Origin of the sequence: Vibrio iocasae (assembly GCF_042245395.1) — a bacterium.
GTDB lineage: Bacteria > Pseudomonadota > Gammaproteobacteria > Enterobacterales > Vibrionaceae > Vibrio > Vibrio iocasae.
Genome location: NZ_CP145311.1, coordinates 2,870,450 through 2,889,158, shown reverse-complemented (window position 1 = coordinate 2,889,158; position 18,709 = coordinate 2,870,450). Strand labels below are relative to the sequence as shown.

Annotated in this window: 17 protein-coding genes; 9 read left to right on the top strand and 8 right to left on the bottom strand. The window is 43.7% G+C overall.

Annotated features, from left to right (window positions below; all coding sequences use genetic code 11):
• Window positions 1–12: 12 nt before the first annotated feature.
• The 3 genes from SNR28_RS23015 to SNR28_RS23005 form a co-directional block, all read right to left on the bottom strand.
• Window positions 13–900 carry a U32 family peptidase gene (locus tag SNR28_RS23015; protein WP_375751181.1) on the bottom strand — a complete coding sequence of 296 codons (888 nt, stop codon included), beginning with the start codon at window positions 898–900 and terminating at the stop codon, window positions 13–15.
• Window positions 901–911: 11 nt separating this feature from the next.
• The gene (locus tag SNR28_RS23010; protein WP_375751180.1) at window positions 912–1,925 is read right to left on the bottom strand and encodes a peptidase U32 family protein; all 1,014 of its coding nucleotides are present in this window, start codon (window positions 1,923–1,925) and stop codon (window positions 912–914) included.
• A gap of 113 nt (window positions 1,926–2,038) precedes the next feature.
• Window positions 2,039–4,078, bottom strand: coding sequence for an EAL domain-containing protein (locus tag SNR28_RS23005; protein WP_375751178.1), 2,040 nt, complete (start codon window positions 4,076–4,078; stop codon window positions 2,039–2,041).
• A gap of 235 nt (window positions 4,079–4,313) precedes the next feature.
• Here SNR28_RS23005 and SNR28_RS23000 point away from each other — a divergent pair, with 235 nt between their 5' ends.
• From SNR28_RS23000 to SNR28_RS22965, 8 genes are all read left to right on the top strand, one after another.
• On the top strand, window positions 4,314–4,841 hold the full coding sequence (locus SNR28_RS23000) for an SCP2 domain-containing protein (RefSeq protein WP_375751176.1): 528 nt from the start codon (window positions 4,314–4,316) through the stop codon (window positions 4,839–4,841).
• Entirely contained in the window at window positions 4,825–5,328 is a 504-nt protein-coding gene (locus SNR28_RS22995) for a GNAT family N-acetyltransferase (RefSeq protein WP_375751174.1), read from the top strand. The genes SNR28_RS23000 and SNR28_RS22995 overlap by 17 nt, the downstream gene beginning before the upstream one ends.
• 9 nt (window positions 5,329–5,337) lie before the next feature.
• Window positions 5,338–5,739, top strand: coding sequence for a DNA polymerase III subunit psi (locus tag SNR28_RS22990; RefSeq protein WP_375751173.1), 402 nt, complete (start codon window positions 5,338–5,340; stop codon window positions 5,737–5,739).
• On the top strand, window positions 5,729–6,187 hold the full coding sequence (rimI, locus tag SNR28_RS22985; protein ID WP_375751172.1) for a ribosomal protein S18-alanine N-acetyltransferase: 459 nt from the start codon (window positions 5,729–5,731) through the stop codon (window positions 6,185–6,187). Before SNR28_RS22990 ends, rimI begins: the two co-directional genes overlap by 11 nt.
• Window positions 6,188–6,805: 618 nt before the next feature.
• The gene (locus SNR28_RS22980; protein WP_375751171.1) at window positions 6,806–7,150 is read left to right on the top strand and encodes a hypothetical protein; all 345 of its coding nucleotides are present in this window, start codon (window positions 6,806–6,808) and stop codon (window positions 7,148–7,150) included.
• Window positions 7,151–7,152: 2 nt separating this feature from the next.
• A complete protein-coding gene (locus tag SNR28_RS22975) occupies window positions 7,153–8,190 on the top strand; it encodes a hypothetical protein (RefSeq protein WP_375751169.1) in 1,038 nt (345 codons plus the stop codon).
• Window positions 8,191–8,211: 21 nt separating this feature from the next.
• Window positions 8,212–9,948: a hypothetical protein gene (locus SNR28_RS22970; protein WP_375751168.1), complete on the top strand. Its 1,737-nt coding sequence runs from the start codon at window positions 8,212–8,214 to the stop codon at window positions 9,946–9,948.
• A 34-nt stretch (window positions 9,949–9,982) separates the two neighbouring features.
• Complete coding sequence (locus SNR28_RS22965; RefSeq protein WP_375751166.1) at window positions 9,983–10,579, top strand: hypothetical protein; 597 nt, start codon at window positions 9,983–9,985, stop codon at window positions 10,577–10,579.
• Window positions 10,580–10,714: 135 nt separating this feature from the next.
• Here SNR28_RS22965 and SNR28_RS22960 read toward each other — a convergent pair whose 3' ends face one another.
• Window positions 10,715–11,383 carry a hypothetical protein gene (locus SNR28_RS22960; protein ID WP_375751165.1) on the bottom strand — a complete coding sequence of 223 codons (669 nt, stop codon included), beginning with the start codon at window positions 11,381–11,383 and terminating at the stop codon, window positions 10,715–10,717.
• A gap of 327 nt (window positions 11,384–11,710) precedes the next feature.
• Between SNR28_RS22960 and prfC the strand changes: the two genes are divergently transcribed.
• Window positions 11,711–13,300 (top strand): peptide chain release factor 3, encoded by a 1,590-nt coding sequence (gene prfC, locus SNR28_RS22955; RefSeq protein ID WP_375751164.1) that lies wholly within the window; start codon window positions 11,711–11,713, stop codon window positions 13,298–13,300.
• Between the two features lie 238 nt (window positions 13,301–13,538).
• On the opposite strand, the gene SNR28_RS22950 is transcribed toward prfC, so the two are convergent.
• The 4 genes from SNR28_RS22950 to SNR28_RS22935 form a co-directional block, all read right to left on the bottom strand.
• Window positions 13,539–14,504 carry an ABC transporter permease gene (locus SNR28_RS22950; RefSeq protein ID WP_277828882.1) on the bottom strand — a complete coding sequence of 322 codons (966 nt, stop codon included), beginning with the start codon at window positions 14,502–14,504 and terminating at the stop codon, window positions 13,539–13,541.
• 2 nt (window positions 14,505–14,506) lie between these two features.
• A complete protein-coding gene (locus tag SNR28_RS22945; protein ID WP_375751162.1) occupies window positions 14,507–15,619 on the bottom strand; it encodes an ABC transporter permease in 1,113 nt (370 codons plus the stop codon).
• A complete protein-coding gene (locus SNR28_RS22940) occupies window positions 15,616–17,184 on the bottom strand; it encodes an ABC transporter ATP-binding protein (protein ID WP_375751160.1) in 1,569 nt (522 codons plus the stop codon). The genes SNR28_RS22945 and SNR28_RS22940 overlap by 4 nt, the downstream gene beginning before the upstream one ends.
• Window positions 17,185–17,343: 159 nt before the next feature.
• Window positions 17,344–18,342, bottom strand: a complete 999-nt coding sequence (locus SNR28_RS22935; protein WP_375751158.1) for a BMP family protein — start codon at window positions 18,340–18,342, stop codon at window positions 17,344–17,346.
• Window positions 18,343–18,709 lie beyond the last annotated feature (367 nt).

Genomic DNA, 18,709 nt, shown 5'->3' with positions numbered 1-18,709 from the left:
CTGATTTTAACGTTACTCTTTTAGTTCCAGACCTGCGAGCTGGTGCCAATAACCATTACACTGGTGGCTTTCAACTTTAACCGGGCTATTCCCATCTTCGTTGGCTCTGAACTGGTCAAGTTGAGAGAAGGTTTCTACACCAAGTGGACTCAGTCTGACGACATCAACCAATCCTTTCATACCTTTCAGATCGTTAATTAGGTTGTAGCAATATCCTGATTGTGTCTGGATACCGTTTAGATTGAATACAGACTGTCCTTCCTGACTAGATACCTGTAGCCCTGTCGGGTAGTTGATACAGCATGTTTCGCACTCATCTTTAGGTCGGTTTTCCGCTCTCGCCGTAAAGCAACGTGCAGAGTAAGCAAGGGGAAGGTAGCCATGGCTAAACACTTCGACTTCAAACTTCCCTTTTATTCCTAGCTCATCGCACTGTACCAAAGTATTTGAAAGCCACTCCCGTGAAAGCTCAACCGGCATACACCATCGAGTCATTCCTTGTTTATGGAAGAGTTTCAGTGTGTGCGCGTTGTACGCGTTAACCGCTGGGCCGACAATGAATGGGACACCCTTTTCTGCTGCAAGCTGTATCGCAGAAACGTCATTCGCCTCTATTGCGAACTCTCCATTGTCGATGTACTTTTTCATCACATTGACTTCGCTTGGCGCTTCCAGCAAAGCCATAGTAGAAAGTACCACTTGCTTACCAGAAGCAGATAGCTCTTTTGCAATATCAAGCCAATGGCCTTGCTTCATTTCACGACGTTTTGAACATACTGATTCACCAAGATAGATGATGTCAGCGGAAGAGGCAGATGCTTTTTTATAGAACGACTCTACATCTTGCTTTGGCCAGAAATAGAGCAGGGGACCCAGTGCATACTTCATTTGGTTTTCCATCTACTACTCCGTTACTGCCATTTTCTGTGGTAGGCACCCAGTGTCGTCTGGGTTCCTTCTGATACGTTCGCTAATGCCGCATTCCAGTTGTCTTCAACTTTATATGCTTCTGGATTTGCCTGGTAACGGTCAATAGCAGCTCGCCAGGTTCTGGTCACCTGCTCAACATAGGCTGGGCTGCGTTGACGCCCTTCAATTTTAACCGATGCTACGTTCGCTGCGAATAGCTCAGGTAATAGAGACAGCGTATTCAGGCTGGTTGGTTCTTCCAGGGCGTGATAGCGCTTTGATTCACCGTCGAGGTTGACATCAAAACGACCTTTACACAACGTTGGATAACCTGCGTTTTCGCCTTCTGCATACTTATCGATGAGAATTTCGTTTAGCCTTGATTCTAATCCGTCTTCGGTTTCCTGCCAGCGTACATATTTCGCTGGTGAGCATGCTCCAACCGTATTTGGAGATTCGCCAGTCATATAAGAAGAAAGGTAGCATCGTCCTTCAGACATGATACACAGGCTACCGAAAGCAAAAACTTCCAGATCAACACCTTGAGGGATATTGCGCGAAAGTTGTTTAACCTGATGAATGGACAGAACACGAGGTAAAACGACGCGTTTGACATTGAAATTCTGTTTGTAGAACTCAATAGCTGCCACGTTCGTTGCAGATGCCTGAACCGATAAGTGAAGCTCAAGGTCCGGATACTTTGTCGCAGCGTAATCAAGTACTGCAATATCGGCAATGATCAGCGCATCGATGCCCATAGCGGCAGCATTATCCACGGCTTTAGTCCACCGGTCGAACCCATCAGGATGAGCGAAGGTGTTCAGGGCAACATGCAGTTTTCTGTTTTTGTCACGTACATACTGGACAGCACGTTCCAACTTCTTCCCGGTAAAGTTTAAACCAGCAAAGTGGCGTGCGTTAGTGTCGTCTTTAAAGCCGATATAAACCGCATCGGCACCACAATCAATAGCGGTTTTTAAGGCAGGCAGGTTTCCCGCAGGGCATAAAAGTTCCATTTACTACAAACCGTTCATTTATAACTTATGGGCATTTTAGGGGTAAGAATTAGCGATAGAGTTGATGTAAGGCAGGTTTATCGTAATCTTATCCTAAGGTGTTACGGATATGTTTAATTTTTGTACCGGCGATTAAGTGCAAATAACTCTTCGACTTCATGTTTTGGTTGAGGTCTATGGAAGTGGAATCCCTGTATAGAGTGGCAATTTAGATTTGATAACAAAGTAGCTTGTTGTCGGGTTTCGACACCCTCTGCAACGACAGACAGATCCAAAGATTTACCCAGATTGATAATGTTTTCTATCACAGTGACCTGCTTAGGTAGTTGGTCTATGTCGTTTATAAAAGCCCGGTCTATTTTTAGTTCATCAATAGGGAAACGTGCTAAATAAGACAATGAAGAGTATCCGGTACCGAAGTCATCGATAGATAGAGAAAAGCCTAGCTTTTTGATCGCCTTCAACATTTGGATAGTGTGCTCACTGTCACTCATTACCGCACTTTCGGTAAGCTCAAACGTAATACATGCAGGATCAAGGTCGGTTGTCCTTAACAGCTTTTCCATGAAGTCTATTAGCTTAGGGTTACCAAACTGCTCTGGTGAAAGGTTAATCGCAACACGACCTGGAAGAATGCCTTGTGTTTTCCAGCGTTTTACCGTGGTAAAGACATCGCGCATTACTACACGGCCAAGGTGTTCGATCAATCCCGCTTTTTCGGCTACAGGGATAAAGGCTCCGGGGCTGATGTACCCTTCAATTGGATGCTTCCAACGGATAAGTGCCTCGGCACCATTGATGCTGAAATCACGAGCGTTTACTTTTGGCTGATACCAGACTTCCAAACCATCTTGTTGAAGCGCTTTCTGGAGCTCTATTTCTAACCAGAGGCGCATACGAGCCTCTTTGTTCATCTGATCGTGGTATTTAACGAGTCGGTTTCGGCCACGGTCTTTTGCTTCATACATAGCGGTATCGGCATTCTGTAAAAGAATTCGAGCATCATTCCCATCTCCGGGATATGCAACGCTACCAATAGAACAGGCAAGGCGCTTACTAAAATGGTGAAGATCGAATGGCTGATTGATCAAAGAGATAATTCGTTCTGCCAGATACTCTTCAGATTTAGGCTGATCGGGTTCTGGTAGGATGATACCAAACTCATCACCACCAAGGTGACCAAGAATCGCCTGAGCAGGCAGTAGTCGCTGTAGACGCGAAGAAACCTCTTTGATCACTCGATCACCAATATGATGGCCAAGTGAGTCATTAATATTTTTGAAGTTATCGATATCAAGGTACAACATCACCAAAGGGATCTTGTTCTCAATAAAGTGTTCTAAACGTCTTGTGAATCCAAATCGGTTGTAAAGCTTGGTTAGCGAATCGTAATGGGAGTCGTGACTATCACGAGAGCCGTCAGAAGTTTGGTTGTCAGCGTCTTCCAGAATAACAATTTGAGACTTAGATCCAAATACAGAGGCTTCTGCTGCTCGCAGATGAACCTTTCTCTCTACGCCACAACGTGCGCCTGTCAGACATGTGATAGCGGAGTCTTTCAGGGAATCAACTAAGCGCCCGTTGTATACACTCTTCGTGTTTTCATCAATGAAAAGGCGGCCTAAGCTTTCACCTAGTAGTTCGTCTGTTTCCTGAAACCCAAGGAGCCTTAACGCAATAGGATTGGCTGAGATGATGATGTCGTTCTCAACCATCAGAAGGCCATCAGGCATGATGTCGGTCAACGTTGAGAATTTTGCTTCAGACTCTTCCAGTGAACGCACAAGGATATGTTTTTCAGAGGTATCTATGGCGTGGAAAGTGATGTAATCGATGCTTCCGTCGTAAGAGACGGGGGCGACACTGAAATGAATGCTACTTTCGTGCTCATGGTCGTTCAGCGTAATTTCGGCCTCTACGGATTCACCTTCAAAAGCGCGTTCATAATAAGGCTTTAAACGCTCAGCAAAAGTTTCACCCAGAACTTGAGTATCGTTCATTCCTTCAAGTTCTTGCTTGGTAAGCCCTGCTATTTCGCAGTACCTTTCATTTACGTTACTGTAATTGTGATCTTTATCAATAACGGCAAAAAGAAACGGGCTGGAATCCGTTAATTTTGAAAACCAAGTTTGTAATTGTTTTACTGCAGGCATCAACCTTATTACCAAAATTACTAATGAGCGAACTTTAATTATCAGTCAGTTATAGCTACTGATAATCTTACAACCAGTGCTTATTGATAACTACTATAACCTTGATAGAGTGGATGTGAAAGTGTCTGTAGGCCTAGCTTTGCTCTCTAAAGCACTTTTTTGATACATAACAGGAATTCTCCTGCAATATCCTCTATTATGGCGAAATTGATGAAACAACTTACGGAAAATATCTGTGTTAAACAAGGTTCGAAAGCATCTGGTAAGTAATGCTGCTGAGATTTTGAGATATCCAGTCCACTTTTTACCAAAGCCGCTACAGACAAAAGTGTTATTAGAGGGGCTTAAACAGGTATTCCATGAAGCACTTGAAGATGGTGACTTTGAGTTTCTAGAAGACAAATGGCTTAAGGTCTCTGTAAACGATCTTAAACTTGAGTGGTTTATAAGTTATCAGGGTGAAAAACTGATTGTTTCAGATAAAGTTGAGCAAGAGGATGTTAGCTTTTCTGGTAGCCTGAATGATCTGGTTCTTATTGCGGGCCGTAAAGAAGATCCAGATACACTGTTCTTCCAGCGCCGATTGAGCATCGAAGGCGACACAGAGCTTGGGCTTGAGGTAAAAAATCTGATGGACAGTGTTGACCTTGATGCGTTGCCGAAAGCGATGCAAGTGGCGCTAAACCAGCTTGCTGATTTTGTTCAGAAAGGCATGAGTCCAGAACAGCAACAGAGCGGAGTATCTAATGCTTATTCGAACTGAGGCACCAGCAGATATACTTCCAATCGATGCGCTACTGAAATCAGCTTTTGAGACAGAGGCAGAAGCCAATCTTGTTATGAAGCTTCGTGAGAACGGCAAGCTTACATTGGCGCTTGTTGCGTGTAGTGATGAAGGCGAAGTGGTTGGTTATGTCATCTTTAGTCCGATTACATTAGAGGGTGAAGATTTTGGCTGGCAAGGTCTGGCACCTATCGCAGTCAAAGAAGAGTTCAGGAAGCAAGGTATCGCTCGTGAGCTTATTGAGCAGGGCTTAGAATCGCTTTTCCAGTTTGGGTATGACGGTTGTGTTGTTCTGGGTGATCCTGATTTTTGCAGTAGATTTGGATTTAAAGATTCTTCTGAGTTCGGTTTTTCTTGTGAGTGGGAAGTGCCGAAAGGTGTGTTCAGAGCGGTAGAGCTGAGCCCGGGTGTATTCGCCGGAAAACAAGGACAGATTCAGTACAGCCCTGAGTTTCAGGAACTGTAACTAATTATTATGTCCGACAGAGAATTTACGTACCTAAAAGAGATGGGAATTGAGTGCTGGGAACTTGCTCGCCCTGAGCGACTTAGTAGGTTCGAACCAGAAAAGATTGTACTTGATGGTGCTTGCTCACTTCTGCTTGTTTCTCCGGTTAAACCGGAAGGTGATATGGTGGAGATGTTTGAGAAGGTACTTAAGAGTATTAAGCTTTCCCTCAAGGATGCCCGGCATCTGTATCCCGAACAGGTGTCTCAATTGAATACAGATAATCTCAAATGGGCGTGGTTCGCAGGGTGCGAGCAAACGGACCTGGAAGATTGCAACATTCTGCAGTCACCTCTTTTATCTGACATCGACGGTAATAATCAAGAGCGTCGGGCGCTATGGCTGCAGATCTGTTCTTATGACTCTTAGTTTACAACCCATGAAACCCGAGCACTTAAGCCAAATTTGGCAGATTGAGTGCTCTGCGCATACACATCCCTGGTCTCAAACCATGATTAATGATCTATCCAGTCGTGGAGCATGTCATTACTCACTGCTCGATGAAACGGGCAATGTTGCTGGCTACTTTTATGCCCAGAACATTGTTGGCGAAGTTACCTTGCTAAATATCGCTGTAGATCCTGTTCAACAAGGGAAAGGAGTCGGGCGCATCTTGATGGAGCACTTTCTGGAGATATGTGAGCAAAACGACGCGGAAAGCGCCTGGCTTGAAGTCAGAGAAAGCAATCACGTTGCGCACGGTTTATACCAGTCTATTGGCTTCAATGAAGTTGATAGGAGAAGGGATTACTATCCTACCGAAAACGGCAAAGAAGATGCAATTATAATGAGTTACCTGTTTTTCTCGTTTACTTAGTTACAAATAAAGGGCCGAGAGGTCCTTTCGTATATTTGGTCTGTTTATCGTACTAAGTATTTCGAGTCTGAACCTTCAGTAGAACGCTCCCATCCCATAGTCGCTTCATTTATAACTGCAAAATTTTCTTTAAGTTCAAGTTTTCAAATATAAGTAAAGCCAATGATATAACTTTATTTTTAGCTACAAAGTGTTTTTTATTCGAATAACTGTTCATAAGATTGTCAATATAATTTACACACCTATGAGCAGTGCTATATAAGTTTTATGGAATCTTTTCTTTCGTAAAGTATTGTTTATTTAGTGCTTTTATTTCTTGGTCTTATCTGCCTTTGATTACAAGACAAAATAGCGTGTCAGTTTTGTTTACAAATTCCTCACATTTTCATATCCCTCCAAATTAACTTATTGATATTAAAATCACTATTTAGTCGGTCTGTATTATGCATCTGGTTTTATTTCAAAAATGATGTTTTGGAAAGAGCTTGTTTACCTCATTGAGGACATTGATAGGTAACGAGCTTAAATACGGCGCATTAGAGTCAAAACTATATGTATATTTACATTTTGTGGCTCATTAATACCCGTAGTTGTAACTTGATAACGGAGAGTACGGAAATGAAAACCATTCACAGGTGGATACTTATAGCTGTCATGCCGTTAGTTATATTGTTTTCACATCTCGTATACGCAGCAGAGTCAATGCACTTTTCTACAGGAGTCTATGAAGGTGATTTATTAGTTCTTAGAGGAGTTAACTTTACTCCTTTTGGGTCTGTCGAAATAGAAATCACCGATCCTCAAAATGGCACTCTAAATTATATTGAAAGCGCGAATGAAAAAGGATCAATAGAAATAAATCTTGTCGCAAGTGACTCAGGCACTTACAAGGCTAGTGTTATATCTGGTTCTGAATCCGAAGTAGTTGCATATGTAGATGTGTTTTCCATAGATGGGGATTAACTATGCAGCTTATACAAACAGCTAATTACTTATCATTAAGTCTGGCTTTGAGCTTTTATGCCACAGCCTCCCCGACTGATTTTCTCTATGTGTCTAATCAAGATGGAGATAGAGAAATCTATCTATCTGATGGTTCAGGGAAAGTAGTACAGCAGTTAACGAATAATGCGAGTGAAGATTATTTAGCAAGCTGGTCCCCGAATGGGAGTGAGATTGTTTTCACATCTAATCGTGACAACGGTGATTCAGAAATTTATGTGATGAATGCGGATGGGTCAAATCAAATCAACATTAGCAATAGGAGGGGACATGATGCTAATGCAGTATGGTCTCCTGATGGAGAGCAAATAGTTTTTTGCTCTGATCGAGAGGGCAGTATCAACCTTTACATCGTTGATAAAAAGGGGAAAAACCTCCGAAGGCTTACTGATGTAGAAGTAGAAGCAGGCCATCCGACATGGTCACCTGACGGTCAGTGGATCGCATACTTTGAGTTTGACAGAAACCAAAAATCTAATGTTGTTCTTATTAGCGCTGATGGTGCAAAAACAATGAGAGTAACTGATAAACCAAAACTAGAAGGAACAAGTATCGACTGGTCACCGGATAGTAAAAAAATTGTCTATGACTCTCGTCGAAAAAGAGTCTTCGATATCTATAAGTACGATTTAGTGACCGGGAAAGAGTACCAATTAACGGATTTATCTACTGTGGATACATCTCCCAAGTGGTCTAGAGACGGCAGGGAAATCGTATTTTTAAGTGCGAGAGGTGGTGAAAAGAACCAATTATTTATCATGGGAGAAGATGGAAGCTCGCCTCGTAATCTAGGACTGCCACAGGCACAAGATAAAGAACCATCAATATCGTCAGATGGGAGTTACATTTCATATACCAGAGTTTATGAAAGTCGTTACCCTAATATTTTTATGAGTAGTGTTGATGGGAAAAATGTCGTGAGATTATTTTCTGAAAAAGGATATCAAAGTCAGCCTTTATTCAGACCCACATTAATTTCAACAACTGATAACGATAGTTAATACGTTGACAGGAGAGAAATTGTGAAAAGGAAATTATTATACTCCAGTGCTTTAATTGTCTCAGCCATAGTTAACACTGGTACACTATACGCAGACACAACAACTTATACCTCGGACGCTGATTTTGCATCAGGGATCATTAATGGTGTCAATTACGACGCCCCAAATAGTAATCAGTTGCAGATTAATTCAACGGGTACAACGTTTCCGTATCTATGGGTTGCCAATTATGGAGATGCAACTTTTTCTAAGGTCAACACTGATGGCCCTGGATGTGAAGAAGCACGATATCTCACATGGTACGGTGATGCTCTAAATAACACCAACTCAACAGGCCCTGCACCCTCACGTACCGCAGTTAATGTCGATGGGGATGTATATCTAGCCAATCGTCATTTTGATGGAGGTACGCCAGATCTCATAAAATTTGCTGTGGATGGAGGTATCGATCGAAATGGTAATGGTGTTATCGATACATCTAGAGATCTCAACGGAAACTGTATTATCGAACCAAGTGAGATGCTATCGGTTGTGGATGACGGTGATGGTGTACTTGATATCGATGATTTCTTGGATGAAAGAGTTATATGGGTTCGGCAGTTTGGTACTCCGGGAAGTTTAGGGCGCTCTGTATGCTTGGATACCAACGGAAACATCTGGGCTGGTACATTTAACACTAGGTCATATTATAAATTTGACCCTAATGGGAACTTACTAGCAGGGCCTATCTCTACGGGGTCAGCTCGAAATTATGGTTGTGCTGTAGATGCCAGTGGTATTTTATGGGGGGCAACACTTTCTAGCTTACTCGTAAAACTAGATACTAATACCAATACATTTTTAGGTACTTTTAGTGGTAGCAGTAACTATGGTATAGCATTGGGTGCTAGCAAAGTGTACTTAGGTTCAACATTGAGATCATTTGATCCTACTACCAGTTCATTCGGTCCTGTGATTGCTGGAGGAGGAACAGGAGTTGCGGTCGATGGAGATGGGGCAGTTTGGTTTGGGACACCGACCTTGAGAAAATTTGAAATTAATCCAGGTACGGGTTTCTTAAACACTTCTCCGGTGTGTTCTGTTTCTACACAGGGCGTGCGTGGCCCTATCATAGACAAAGACGGCAATGTTTGGACTATAAATCTTAGCCACGATACCGTTTCTCAATATAACTCCAGTTGTGGTTTTGTCTCGTCTGTTACCGTGGGTGATGCACCATACACCTATAGTGACGCTACAGGTTTTGGACAGCGCAGTTTTACCGACCCAACTGGTATTTGGACTGTCACTAAAGATAGTGGGGACAATGATACTGAGTGGGATTTGATAAATTGGAATAATGAACCAGAAGGTAACATTCCAAGTGGTGCAAGTATAGAAATCAAAGCTCGTTCTGCAAATGTCGAAGGTAATCTTGCTCTCGAAACCTTTATTCCAATCAGCAACAATACTCCCGGTATAGGTTTGACTGGGCGGTTTATAGAGATACAAGCCACCCTTCGTCCTACTACTGGTGGAGTCTCACCGATATTATCTGATGTTAGTGTTTCAACGTTAGAGACGTTCTCATGTGATGCCAATAATGATAATCAGGTTGATAGGTTGGATATCAGACTGATTGGTGCTCATCGTAATGTACCCGTGCCTCCGGGGGATCCACTTCTTGATATTGATGGTGATGGGTTCATTAATGTAAATGATGCACGAAAATGTTCGCTTCTTTGTGACTTTGCAAGGTGCGCAACAACTGGGCCATAAATTTAGGGATAAATTTTAATAGGGAAGGAACTTTATGATGAATAAATCTATAAAGCAGTTTTTTCTTGTATTGTCGCTGTTATTTGCCTGCAATGCGAATGCTGTGTTTTTGTCGCTGTCACCATCTAGCACTTTTGCGGAAACTGGCGATAGTGTAACACTGGACTTGATGATTGGCGGATTAGGCGCAGGGGGACCAGAATCTGTCGGGGATTTCGATTTGGATTTGCACTATGATCCAGGCACTATATCCGTTGACAGCTTTTCTTTAACGAGTTTGCTCGGTGATGTCTTCTTGGGAGAGGCTTTAGACTTGAGCCTTGGTGATGATGGTTTTGGTACGCTCTCTCTTTCATTGGTGAGCTTTTTGTTCGATTTTGAGTTAGATGCACTGCAACCAGATAGCTTTAGCCTCGCTGAGATCATGTTTTCAGTCGATGCTTTACCACTTGACTCTTCTACAGAAGTGGCAATTGGACCTATCTTTGGGTTAGGCAATGCGTTTGGCGATCCCTTGCTTATTGATGGTACAAGCAATGCGATAATTCATAATAGATCTCAGATCAGCGAACCACCTATGTTGTGGTTAATGTTACCATTAGTTCTTATTCTACTTAGACGAGTAAGATAAATTGTGGCCGTAAAAGTCACCGAATACAGTGAATATGTGCTCGGTGGCTTTAGTTACTCCTGTTGAACGTAAGAAACAGACAAACCTCCTATCTTTAGTTGGCTCGCATTAAAAACAAATAAAACGTATCAAAAATTAACCATGTCGATAGTAGAAGTATTGACCAATTACTGTGAGTGCAAAAAAGGCGACATGTACTAAAATCAACGCGAACTGCCAGTACCATGCTTTATTCGCTTTTAGCTTTCTTAATAGTATCGTTAAGCCGCTTAGGTAATAAGCCATTAACAGACTGTGCAAAACCACTGCCAAAAGTAACACTTTACCTGAGACGTAAAACACCCCGAATAGAGGGATTAATAAACTAGTAAGTAATGCAAGTACAGGGTGGTGTATCATTAGTGATGAAAAGGGGAACTCGGCTAGTTTTAGCGGCAGTGTTCTGATCGTTGGCTCTGAAACGTATTTGGCATCAAAGCTTCTATTTGATTTTTTATCTTGTGTGTCCGAAGCAACAGCGAGCTCAACTACCGCAAATTTCAGTTTTGACATAATGCTTTCTGTTGTCGAGTCAGAATAAAAACATTGCTGAAACTCCCGCTTCGCATCGGTAACATCAGAAGCTAAGCCACTGATATAACCAGGCTTATCTTGGTCAAATAAGCGGTTCTGCCAGCGCTTTCTTACCACCAAATAAAGCGCGTCTTCAGCACGTTCACCGTAATGGTGATTTATATTCTCTACTAAAATCAAAATCTTTTCTCTGAAGGGGCTTGGTGGCAAGTCAAACTTGAACGAACTCATATTTAACCTTATGACTCAGAAATCGAATTAGTTTAGCCTTAACTATAGGCTGAATTATTACCAAATATAACTCAAAATGAGCCTGCCTATATTTATCCATTTTTATATAACCCCCTGGCTAAGCTGATTTAAGGGACATATTTGAATTCTGCTTTTCTCGTTTTCTTAGCTCATTGCGAATCAGTTTTTCATGAAGATTCATTGTTTTTCTTACCAGATTGATTGTTAAAAAGGCCAAGATCGGCCAAAATAAGCGCCAATTTTTGAGTCACAATCTGAATCGATCTTTTTAGATGGATTCTGCAAGCAACGAGAAGAACTTTACTCATGTCTAACGCGCCTTTTTTAGGCGAAGTTTCTAAGCGTAGAACCTTCGCTATCATCTCTCACCCGGATGCGGGTAAAACAACCATTACCGAAAAAGTGCTTCTTTTCGGACGTGCTATTCAGTCTGCGGGTACGGTTAAAGGCCGTGGCTCTAGCCAGCATGCAAAGTCTGACTGGATGGAGATGGAAAAAGAGCGTGGTATATCGGTTACCACATCTGTAATGCAGTTCCCGTACAATGAATGTCTGGTAAACCTTCTGGATACTCCGGGACACGAAGATTTCTCGGAAGATACCTATCGTACGCTTACTGCGGTCGACTCTTGTCTGATGGTCATCGACGCAGCGAAAGGTGTAGAGGATCGTACCCGTAAGTTGATGGAAGTAACGCGTCTTCGGGACACTCCAATTGTTACCTTTATGAACAAACTTGACCGTGATATCCGTGACCCAATGGAATTGCTGGACGAGGTTGAGAGCGAGCTGAACATCGCATGTGCGCCAGTTTCATGGCCAATTGGTTGTGGTAAAGAGTTTAAAGGTGTTTATCACATTCACCGTGATGAGACGATTTTGTACAGCACTGGTCAGGGTCACACTATTCAGGAAGAGAAGATCATTAAAGGTCTTGATAACCCTGAGTTAGATGAAGCTGTAGGTGAAGATTTAGCTGAACAGCTTCGTGAAGAACTTGAGTTGGTTGTAGGTGCATCTCACGAGTTCGATCAAGAGTTGTTCATGAGCGGTGAACTAACTCCTGTATTCTTCGGTACGGCACTTGGTAACTTTGGCGTTGACCACATGCTGGATGGTCTGACTAAATGGGCACCAACGCCTCTTCCTCGTCAGGCGAATGAGCGTGAAGTTGAAGCGACCGAAGAGAAGTTTTCCGGCTTTGTATTTAAGATTCAGGCCAACATGGATCCTAAACACCGTGACCGTATCGCATTTATGCGTATTGTTTCCGGTACATACAAGCAAGGCATGAAGATGAACCACGTTCGTCTTGGTAAGCAAATCAATATCTCTGATGCGGTAACCTTTATGGCGGGTGACCGTTCACGCGCAGAGAATGCTTATGCAGGTGACATTATCGGTCTTCATAACCACGGTACGATTCAGATTGGTGATACTTTCACTCAGGGTGAAACTCTGAAGTTCTCTGGTATTCCTAACTTTGCACCAGAACTGTTCCGTCGTATTCGCCTGAAAGATCCTTTGAAGCAGAAGCAGCTTCTTAAAGGTTTGGTTCAGCTTTCAGAAGAAGGTGCTGTTCAGGTATTCCGTCCACTGCAGAACAATGATTTGATCGTTGGTGCGGTTGGTGTGCTTCAGTTTGATGTGGTTGTTGCCCGTCTGAAGTCTGAATACAACGTTGAAGCGATCTACGAGGGTGTTAACGTTGCAACTGCTCGTTGGGTTGAGTGTGCTGATGAGCAGAAGCTGGAAGAGTTTAAGCGTAAGAATCAGGCGAACCTAGCATTGGATGGTGGTGATAACCTTTCTTACGTTGCACCAACGATGGTTAACCTGAATCTGGCAAAAGAGCGATTCCCGGAAGTTGACTTCCGTTCGACTCGCGAGCATTAAAGGCTCTTCCCTTCATTCCCACGCATGAGCGTGGGAATGAGGAATTTATTGTCCAGGGTTTGATGTTCAAAAGCTTAGGTTGTTTCGGAGTAAAACCTATTTTTCAGGGATGAAAAATTGGAGCGTACATGGATGTACTTGCAGCGTTTTTACGTAGAAATATCCTCAGTTTTTGATTGTGATATCAGATACAAAAACGGAGCCAATCGGCTCCGTTTTTTCTCGCTTAGTTCGCTTGTTATTCACGCTCTTTGGTATATGGAATACCAACAGCTTTTGGACCAACAGCTTTGCCGATAAATCCTGCAAGAAGGAAAACGGTCAATACATATGGTATTGCTTCGATTGCCTGCACCGGGATAGGGAAGTCACCGATACTCACACCTTGTAGACGAATCGCCAGTGCATCCAGGAAGCCGAACAGCAGACACGCACCCATTGCAGTAAACGGACGCCATTTACCAAAGATCAGCGCCGCAAGAGCCATATAGCCCTTACCTGCACTCATGTTAGGGATAAACTGTGCTGTTTGACCAACAGACAAGTAAACACCACCAAGGCCGACCAAAATACCACATATAAGCACACCCGCGTAACGCATACCTACTACAGATATACCCGCTGTATCTACTGCTGAAGGTGATTCACCTACCGCGCGCAGGCGCAAACCAAAGCGCGTACGGAACATGATAAACCATGCAAGAGGCACAACCAGAATAACCAGATACTCGATGAAAGAGTGCCCGCTTAGTAGCTCAGAGTAAAGCAGGCCGATTACAGGTGTATCTGCAAGCTCTTCCGCGAATGGGAAGTTAATTGGAGCAAAGCGTCCATCACCTGAAAGTGCCGGAGTCTGCCCCCCCTGATGATACCAGTGGCGACCAAGAGTAACCGTTAAGCCAGCAGCCAGGATGTTGATTGCCATACCACTCACTACCTGATCACCACGGTGGGTGATAGAGGCAAAACCGTGAAGCAGTGACAACAGAACAGATACTGACACGCCCGCCATCAGGCCCAGCATTGCTGAGTTAGTTTCGTAAGCAGTTGCTGCACCTGCAAAAGCCGCCGCAAGTAGCTTACCTTCCAGTGCGATGTTAACAACACCTGAACGTTCACTGAACATACCCGCCAGAGACGCAAGGATAAGAGGAGTCGCAACACGTATGGTTGCGTCAAGCATAAGAATAATGGTTTCAAACATAATTAAGCCGCTCCATTCCCTGCTTTAGCAAACAGTTTAAGGTAAGTCTTTTCAAGTGTTGGTCTGAACATATGCTCAAGTGCACCAGAGAAGAGGATTACCAAACCCTGCAATACAACAACGATGTTTCGGTCAACACCGTACTCAAAGCTTAGCTCTGCACCACCCTGGTACAGGAAGCCAAACAGTAAACTCGCCAGCAATACACCAACCGGGTGGTTACGACCCATAAGTGCTACCGCGATACCAGTAAAGCCGAAGCCCTCTACGAAGTTCAGCTTAATCTGGTGAAGCTCACCCTGCAGAACGTTGAGGCCGAAGAAACCAGCTAACATACCAGACACCGCCATGGTCAGAACAACCACTTTTACGTAGTTGATACCTGCATAACCCGCAGCAGATGGGTTTGCACCGATAGCACGGATTTCGTAACCCCATCGAGAGTGCCACATAAACAGCCATACAAACACACAACATATCAAAGCAAAGATAAAGCTTAGGTTTAGTGGGCTTGCTTCCATCTGGATGCCAAATACAGCCAAGACTTCATGCATCTTAGGTAGCCAACTGCTTGCCGCAAACACGCGACTTTCCGTTGCCATTGTGCCATCAGGTTTAAGGACATCGACCAAAAGGTAAGCCATCAAAGAAGCTGCGATGAAGTTAAACATGATGGTGGTGATTACGATATGGGAACCGCGCTTAGCCTGAAGGTAAGCAGGGATAAAACCCCATGCCGCACCAAACAGACCACCGGCAACAACAGCAACCGGGAACACAATGTACCACGGAGCTACTTCACCCAGTGTCAGACAGACAAGGCCGACACCTAAACCACCGATGTATGCCTGACCTTCACCACCGATGTTAAATAAGCTGGCGTTGAAAGCGACAGAAACTGCAAGGCCGGTAAAGATAAAGCCGGTTGCATAGTAAAGTGTGTAGCCAAAGCCTTCAGCGTAGCCGAATGCACCTATCCACATTGTTTTTGCAGCATCAATCGGATTGATACCAATATAGATAAACAGAAGGGCTGAAACTAAGAAGGCGACAGCAACGTTCACCGCTGGTAGCAGCGCAACGTTAACCCATGCAGGGACTTTTGCCTGACTCATGATACTTCTCCTTGGGTCTGCTGATTTTTAAGGTGATCCGGAACGATGTTCGCCATCATCAGACCAAGCGTCTTCTCATCAGCTTGTTCCGCACTCACTTCACCTACAATCGCACCATCGAACACAACCAGAATACGGTCGGCAAGGCTCATGATTTCATCGAGCTCTACAGAAACTAGAAGAACAGCTTTACCTGCATCACGGCCAGCAATGACTTGCTGGTGGATGTATTCAATTGCACCGATATCGACACCACGGGTTGGCTGCCCAACCAGAAGAACATCAGGGTTTTCTTCCATTTCACGTGCAATAACCAGTTTCTGCTGGTTACCACCAGAGAAGTTCGCTGTCTTCAGGTTCACATCGTTAGGACGAACATCCCACTTGTCCATACTTACCTGGCAGTATTCTTCAATGGCTTTCTTATCCTGTAAGAATCCTTTGTTGTACTTAGGTAAGTGGTGATAGCCAAGAATGTACGCTTCCTGCGCTTCGAACTTGTTAATCAAACCTTGCTTATGGCGATCTTCAGGGATATGGCCAACACCCATCGCACGTACATGCTGAGGATCTGTTGATTTTTCCTTACTGATAGTGTGCCCGTTCAGTTCAATCTCACCTGAGTGAGGCTTTAGGATGCCCGATAGTAAGCCCAGAATTTCTGACTGACCATTACCTGATACACCGGCGATACCCACAACTTCGCCAGCGCGAACCTTGAAGTTGATACCTTTAACACGCTGAACGCCAGCATCATCGAAGTAACTCAGATCTTTAATCTTAATCAGTTCGTCTTTTGGCTGAGCAGCTTGCTTCTCTACTTTTAGGCGAACCTTACGGCCTACCATAAGCTCTGCAAGCTGTTCCTGATTAGTCTCTGCAGTTACGACGTGGTCAACCATCTGACCCTGGCGCATGACAGAAATATTGTCTGTGATAGCAAGTACTTCACGCAGTTTGTGCGTGATGATCATAACGGTAGTGCCTTGCTCACGAAGCTTATCTAGAATCTTAAACAGGTGATCCGCTTCTTGTGGTGTCAGAACACCGGTTGGCTCATCAAGAATCAGAATTTTTGCGTCACGATAAAGTGCTTTAAGAATTTCAACGCGCTGTTGAAGTCCGACAGGAAGTTCTCCGACGATGGCATCTAACGGAACTTCCAGACCATAATCTTTTTCAATTTGTAATAGTTTTTTTCTGGCTGAGCTCAGACTTTCCTGTAGCTTCCAGCCACCTTCCGCACCCAGAACAATGTTCTCAAGTACCGTAAAGGTTTCAACCAACATAAAGTGCTGGTGGACCATACCGATCCCTGAAGCGATTGCTTCTTGTGAGTTAGAAGGGCGGTAGTCTTTATTGTTGACGAGCATTGAACCGGCATCTGGGTGATAAAACCCATAGATAATGCTCATTAGGGTTGATTTACCGGCTCCGTTTTCGCCGATAATACCGTGAATAGTGCCTTTAGGAACTCGAAGGTCGATTGCTCTGTTTGCATGTACTGCCCCAAAGCGCTTATCGATCCCTTTTAGTTCAATGGCATAGTCTTGAACTATCGTCACGTAAATTTCCTGATCTAAGAGTGGAATACCAAGCTAAATAAGCGCCTGTACACGTGCTTACTTGTAATCCGGCATTGAATATAGCGGCTGTTTTAGCGCAACTACGCCGCTGCGAACTGCACAGCGGCGTTATTTTTTCTTGCTAACTTATCTTACTGATTAGTAAGTACAAGTGTTGTCAGCCATGTAATCGTGAACAACGATCTTACCTGCGATGATGTCTGCTTTCAGACCTTCAACGTACTCTTTCATCTCTGGAGTGATAAGTTTTGCGTTGTGCTCATCAACTGCCCAAGCTACACCGTCTTCTTTAAGACCAAGAACCTTGATACCTGGAGCCCAAGAACCTTCAAGTGCTTCTTCCCAAGTGTTGTATGCAGCAACACCAACACGCTTAACCATAGAAGTCAGCATAGTGCCTGATTGTAGGTGGTTCTGGTTTGAGTCAACACCAATAGCAAGTTTGCCCGCATCTTTAGCAGCCTGGTAAACACCAAGACCTGTACCACCAGCTGCTGCGTAGATTACGTCAGCGCCCTGAGAGAACTGAGATTTAGCAAGCTCAGAACCTTTCGCTGGGTCAGCAAATGCTGCAGGCGTAGAACCAGTCATGTTCTGAAGTACTTTTGCATCAGCGTTAGTGTAAACAGCGCCCTGCTCGTAACCACAAGCGAACTTACGGATTAGAGGGATGTCCATACCACCTACGAAACCAACAGTGCCAGTTTGAGATGCTTTAGCAGCCGCAGCACCTACAAGGAATGAACCTTCGTGCTCTTTAAATACGATTGATTGAACGTTTGGCTTGTCAACAACCATATCGATGATAGTGAACTGAATGTCAGGAAACTCAGTTGCTACTTTCTCTACAGCAGATGCCATGTTGAAACCAACGGCTACGATTGGGCTAAAGCCTCGGCTTGCCAGACGACGCAGACCTTGTTCGCGCTGAGCTTCGTTTTGTGGTTCGAATTCACGAACAGCAACGCCTTTGTCTGCTTTAAATACTTCTACACCGTTCTTATAAACTGCTTCGTTGAAAGATTTGTCGAATTTACCTGCTGTATCATAAACAACAGCTGGTTTAGGTGCGGCAAATGCGCTAAAAGATGAGATAGCAATTGCTAGCGCAGAAAGTTTGATAGTAGCTTTATTCACTGGATAATCCCTATGTTGTATTCAAGTTAAATAGCAACCTGCGCCCCTTCAGAAGACGCGGCCAGATAGCTTCTGTCCTACACTTAACCTCGGTTAAGCTTGGTAAGTCAAAGTGGTTAATATTGGGTAAATGATCGCTGTTTTAACAACTTTACCCTTGTTATACGTTTAGCCAGACGCGAGTGTATCGTTTGCTTGCATAAAAAAAAAGCGCTTGCATCACATCAATTTGAGGAAAGATGTAACCGTTAACCTAATTATGAGCGCGGTTTAACATTTTTGTCATTTATATGATTAAGCTATTTAACGAATGTATAAGTAATCGTCTGTTATATGAAAAAAGTGTTCAGTAAGAAATGAAGAAGTA

Bases quoted from the DNA above. Each gene is read 5' to 3' on its own strand.
- SNR28_RS22990 (WP_375751173.1), top strand. From the start codon at position 5,338: ATGTCCGACAGAGAATTTACGTACCTAAAAGAGATGGGAATTGAGTGC.
- SNR28_RS22950 (WP_277828882.1), bottom strand. From the start codon at position 14,504: ATGTTTGAAACCATTATTCTTATGCTTGACGCAACCATACGTGTTGCG.
- SNR28_RS23005 (WP_375751178.1), bottom strand. From the start codon at position 4,078: ATGCCTGCAGTAAAACAATTACAAACTTGGTTTTCAAAATTAACGGAT.
- SNR28_RS22995 (WP_375751174.1), top strand. From the start codon at position 4,825: ATGCTTATTCGAACTGAGGCACCAGCAGATATACTTCCAATCGATGCG.
- SNR28_RS22945 (WP_375751162.1), bottom strand. From the start codon at position 15,619: ATGAGTCAGGCAAAAGTCCCTGCATGGGTTAACGTTGCGCTGCTACCA.
- SNR28_RS22960 (WP_375751165.1), bottom strand. From the start codon at position 11,383: ATGAGTTCGTTCAAGTTTGACTTGCCACCAAGCCCCTTCAGAGAAAAG.
- SNR28_RS23010 (WP_375751180.1), bottom strand. From the start codon at position 1,925: ATGGAACTTTTATGCCCTGCGGGAAACCTGCCTGCCTTAAAAACCGCT.
- SNR28_RS22980 (WP_375751171.1), top strand. From the start codon at position 6,806: ATGAAAACCATTCACAGGTGGATACTTATAGCTGTCATGCCGTTAGTT.
- SNR28_RS23015 (WP_375751181.1), bottom strand. From the start codon at position 900: ATGGAAAACCAAATGAAGTATGCACTGGGTCCCCTGCTCTATTTCTGG.
- SNR28_RS22965 (WP_375751166.1), top strand. From the start codon at position 9,983: ATGATGAATAAATCTATAAAGCAGTTTTTTCTTGTATTGTCGCTGTTA.
- SNR28_RS22975 (WP_375751169.1), top strand. From the start codon at position 7,153: ATGCAGCTTATACAAACAGCTAATTACTTATCATTAAGTCTGGCTTTG.
- prfC (WP_375751164.1), top strand. From the start codon at position 11,711: ATGTCTAACGCGCCTTTTTTAGGCGAAGTTTCTAAGCGTAGAACCTTC.
- rimI (WP_375751172.1), top strand. From the start codon at position 5,729: ATGACTCTTAGTTTACAACCCATGAAACCCGAGCACTTAAGCCAAATT.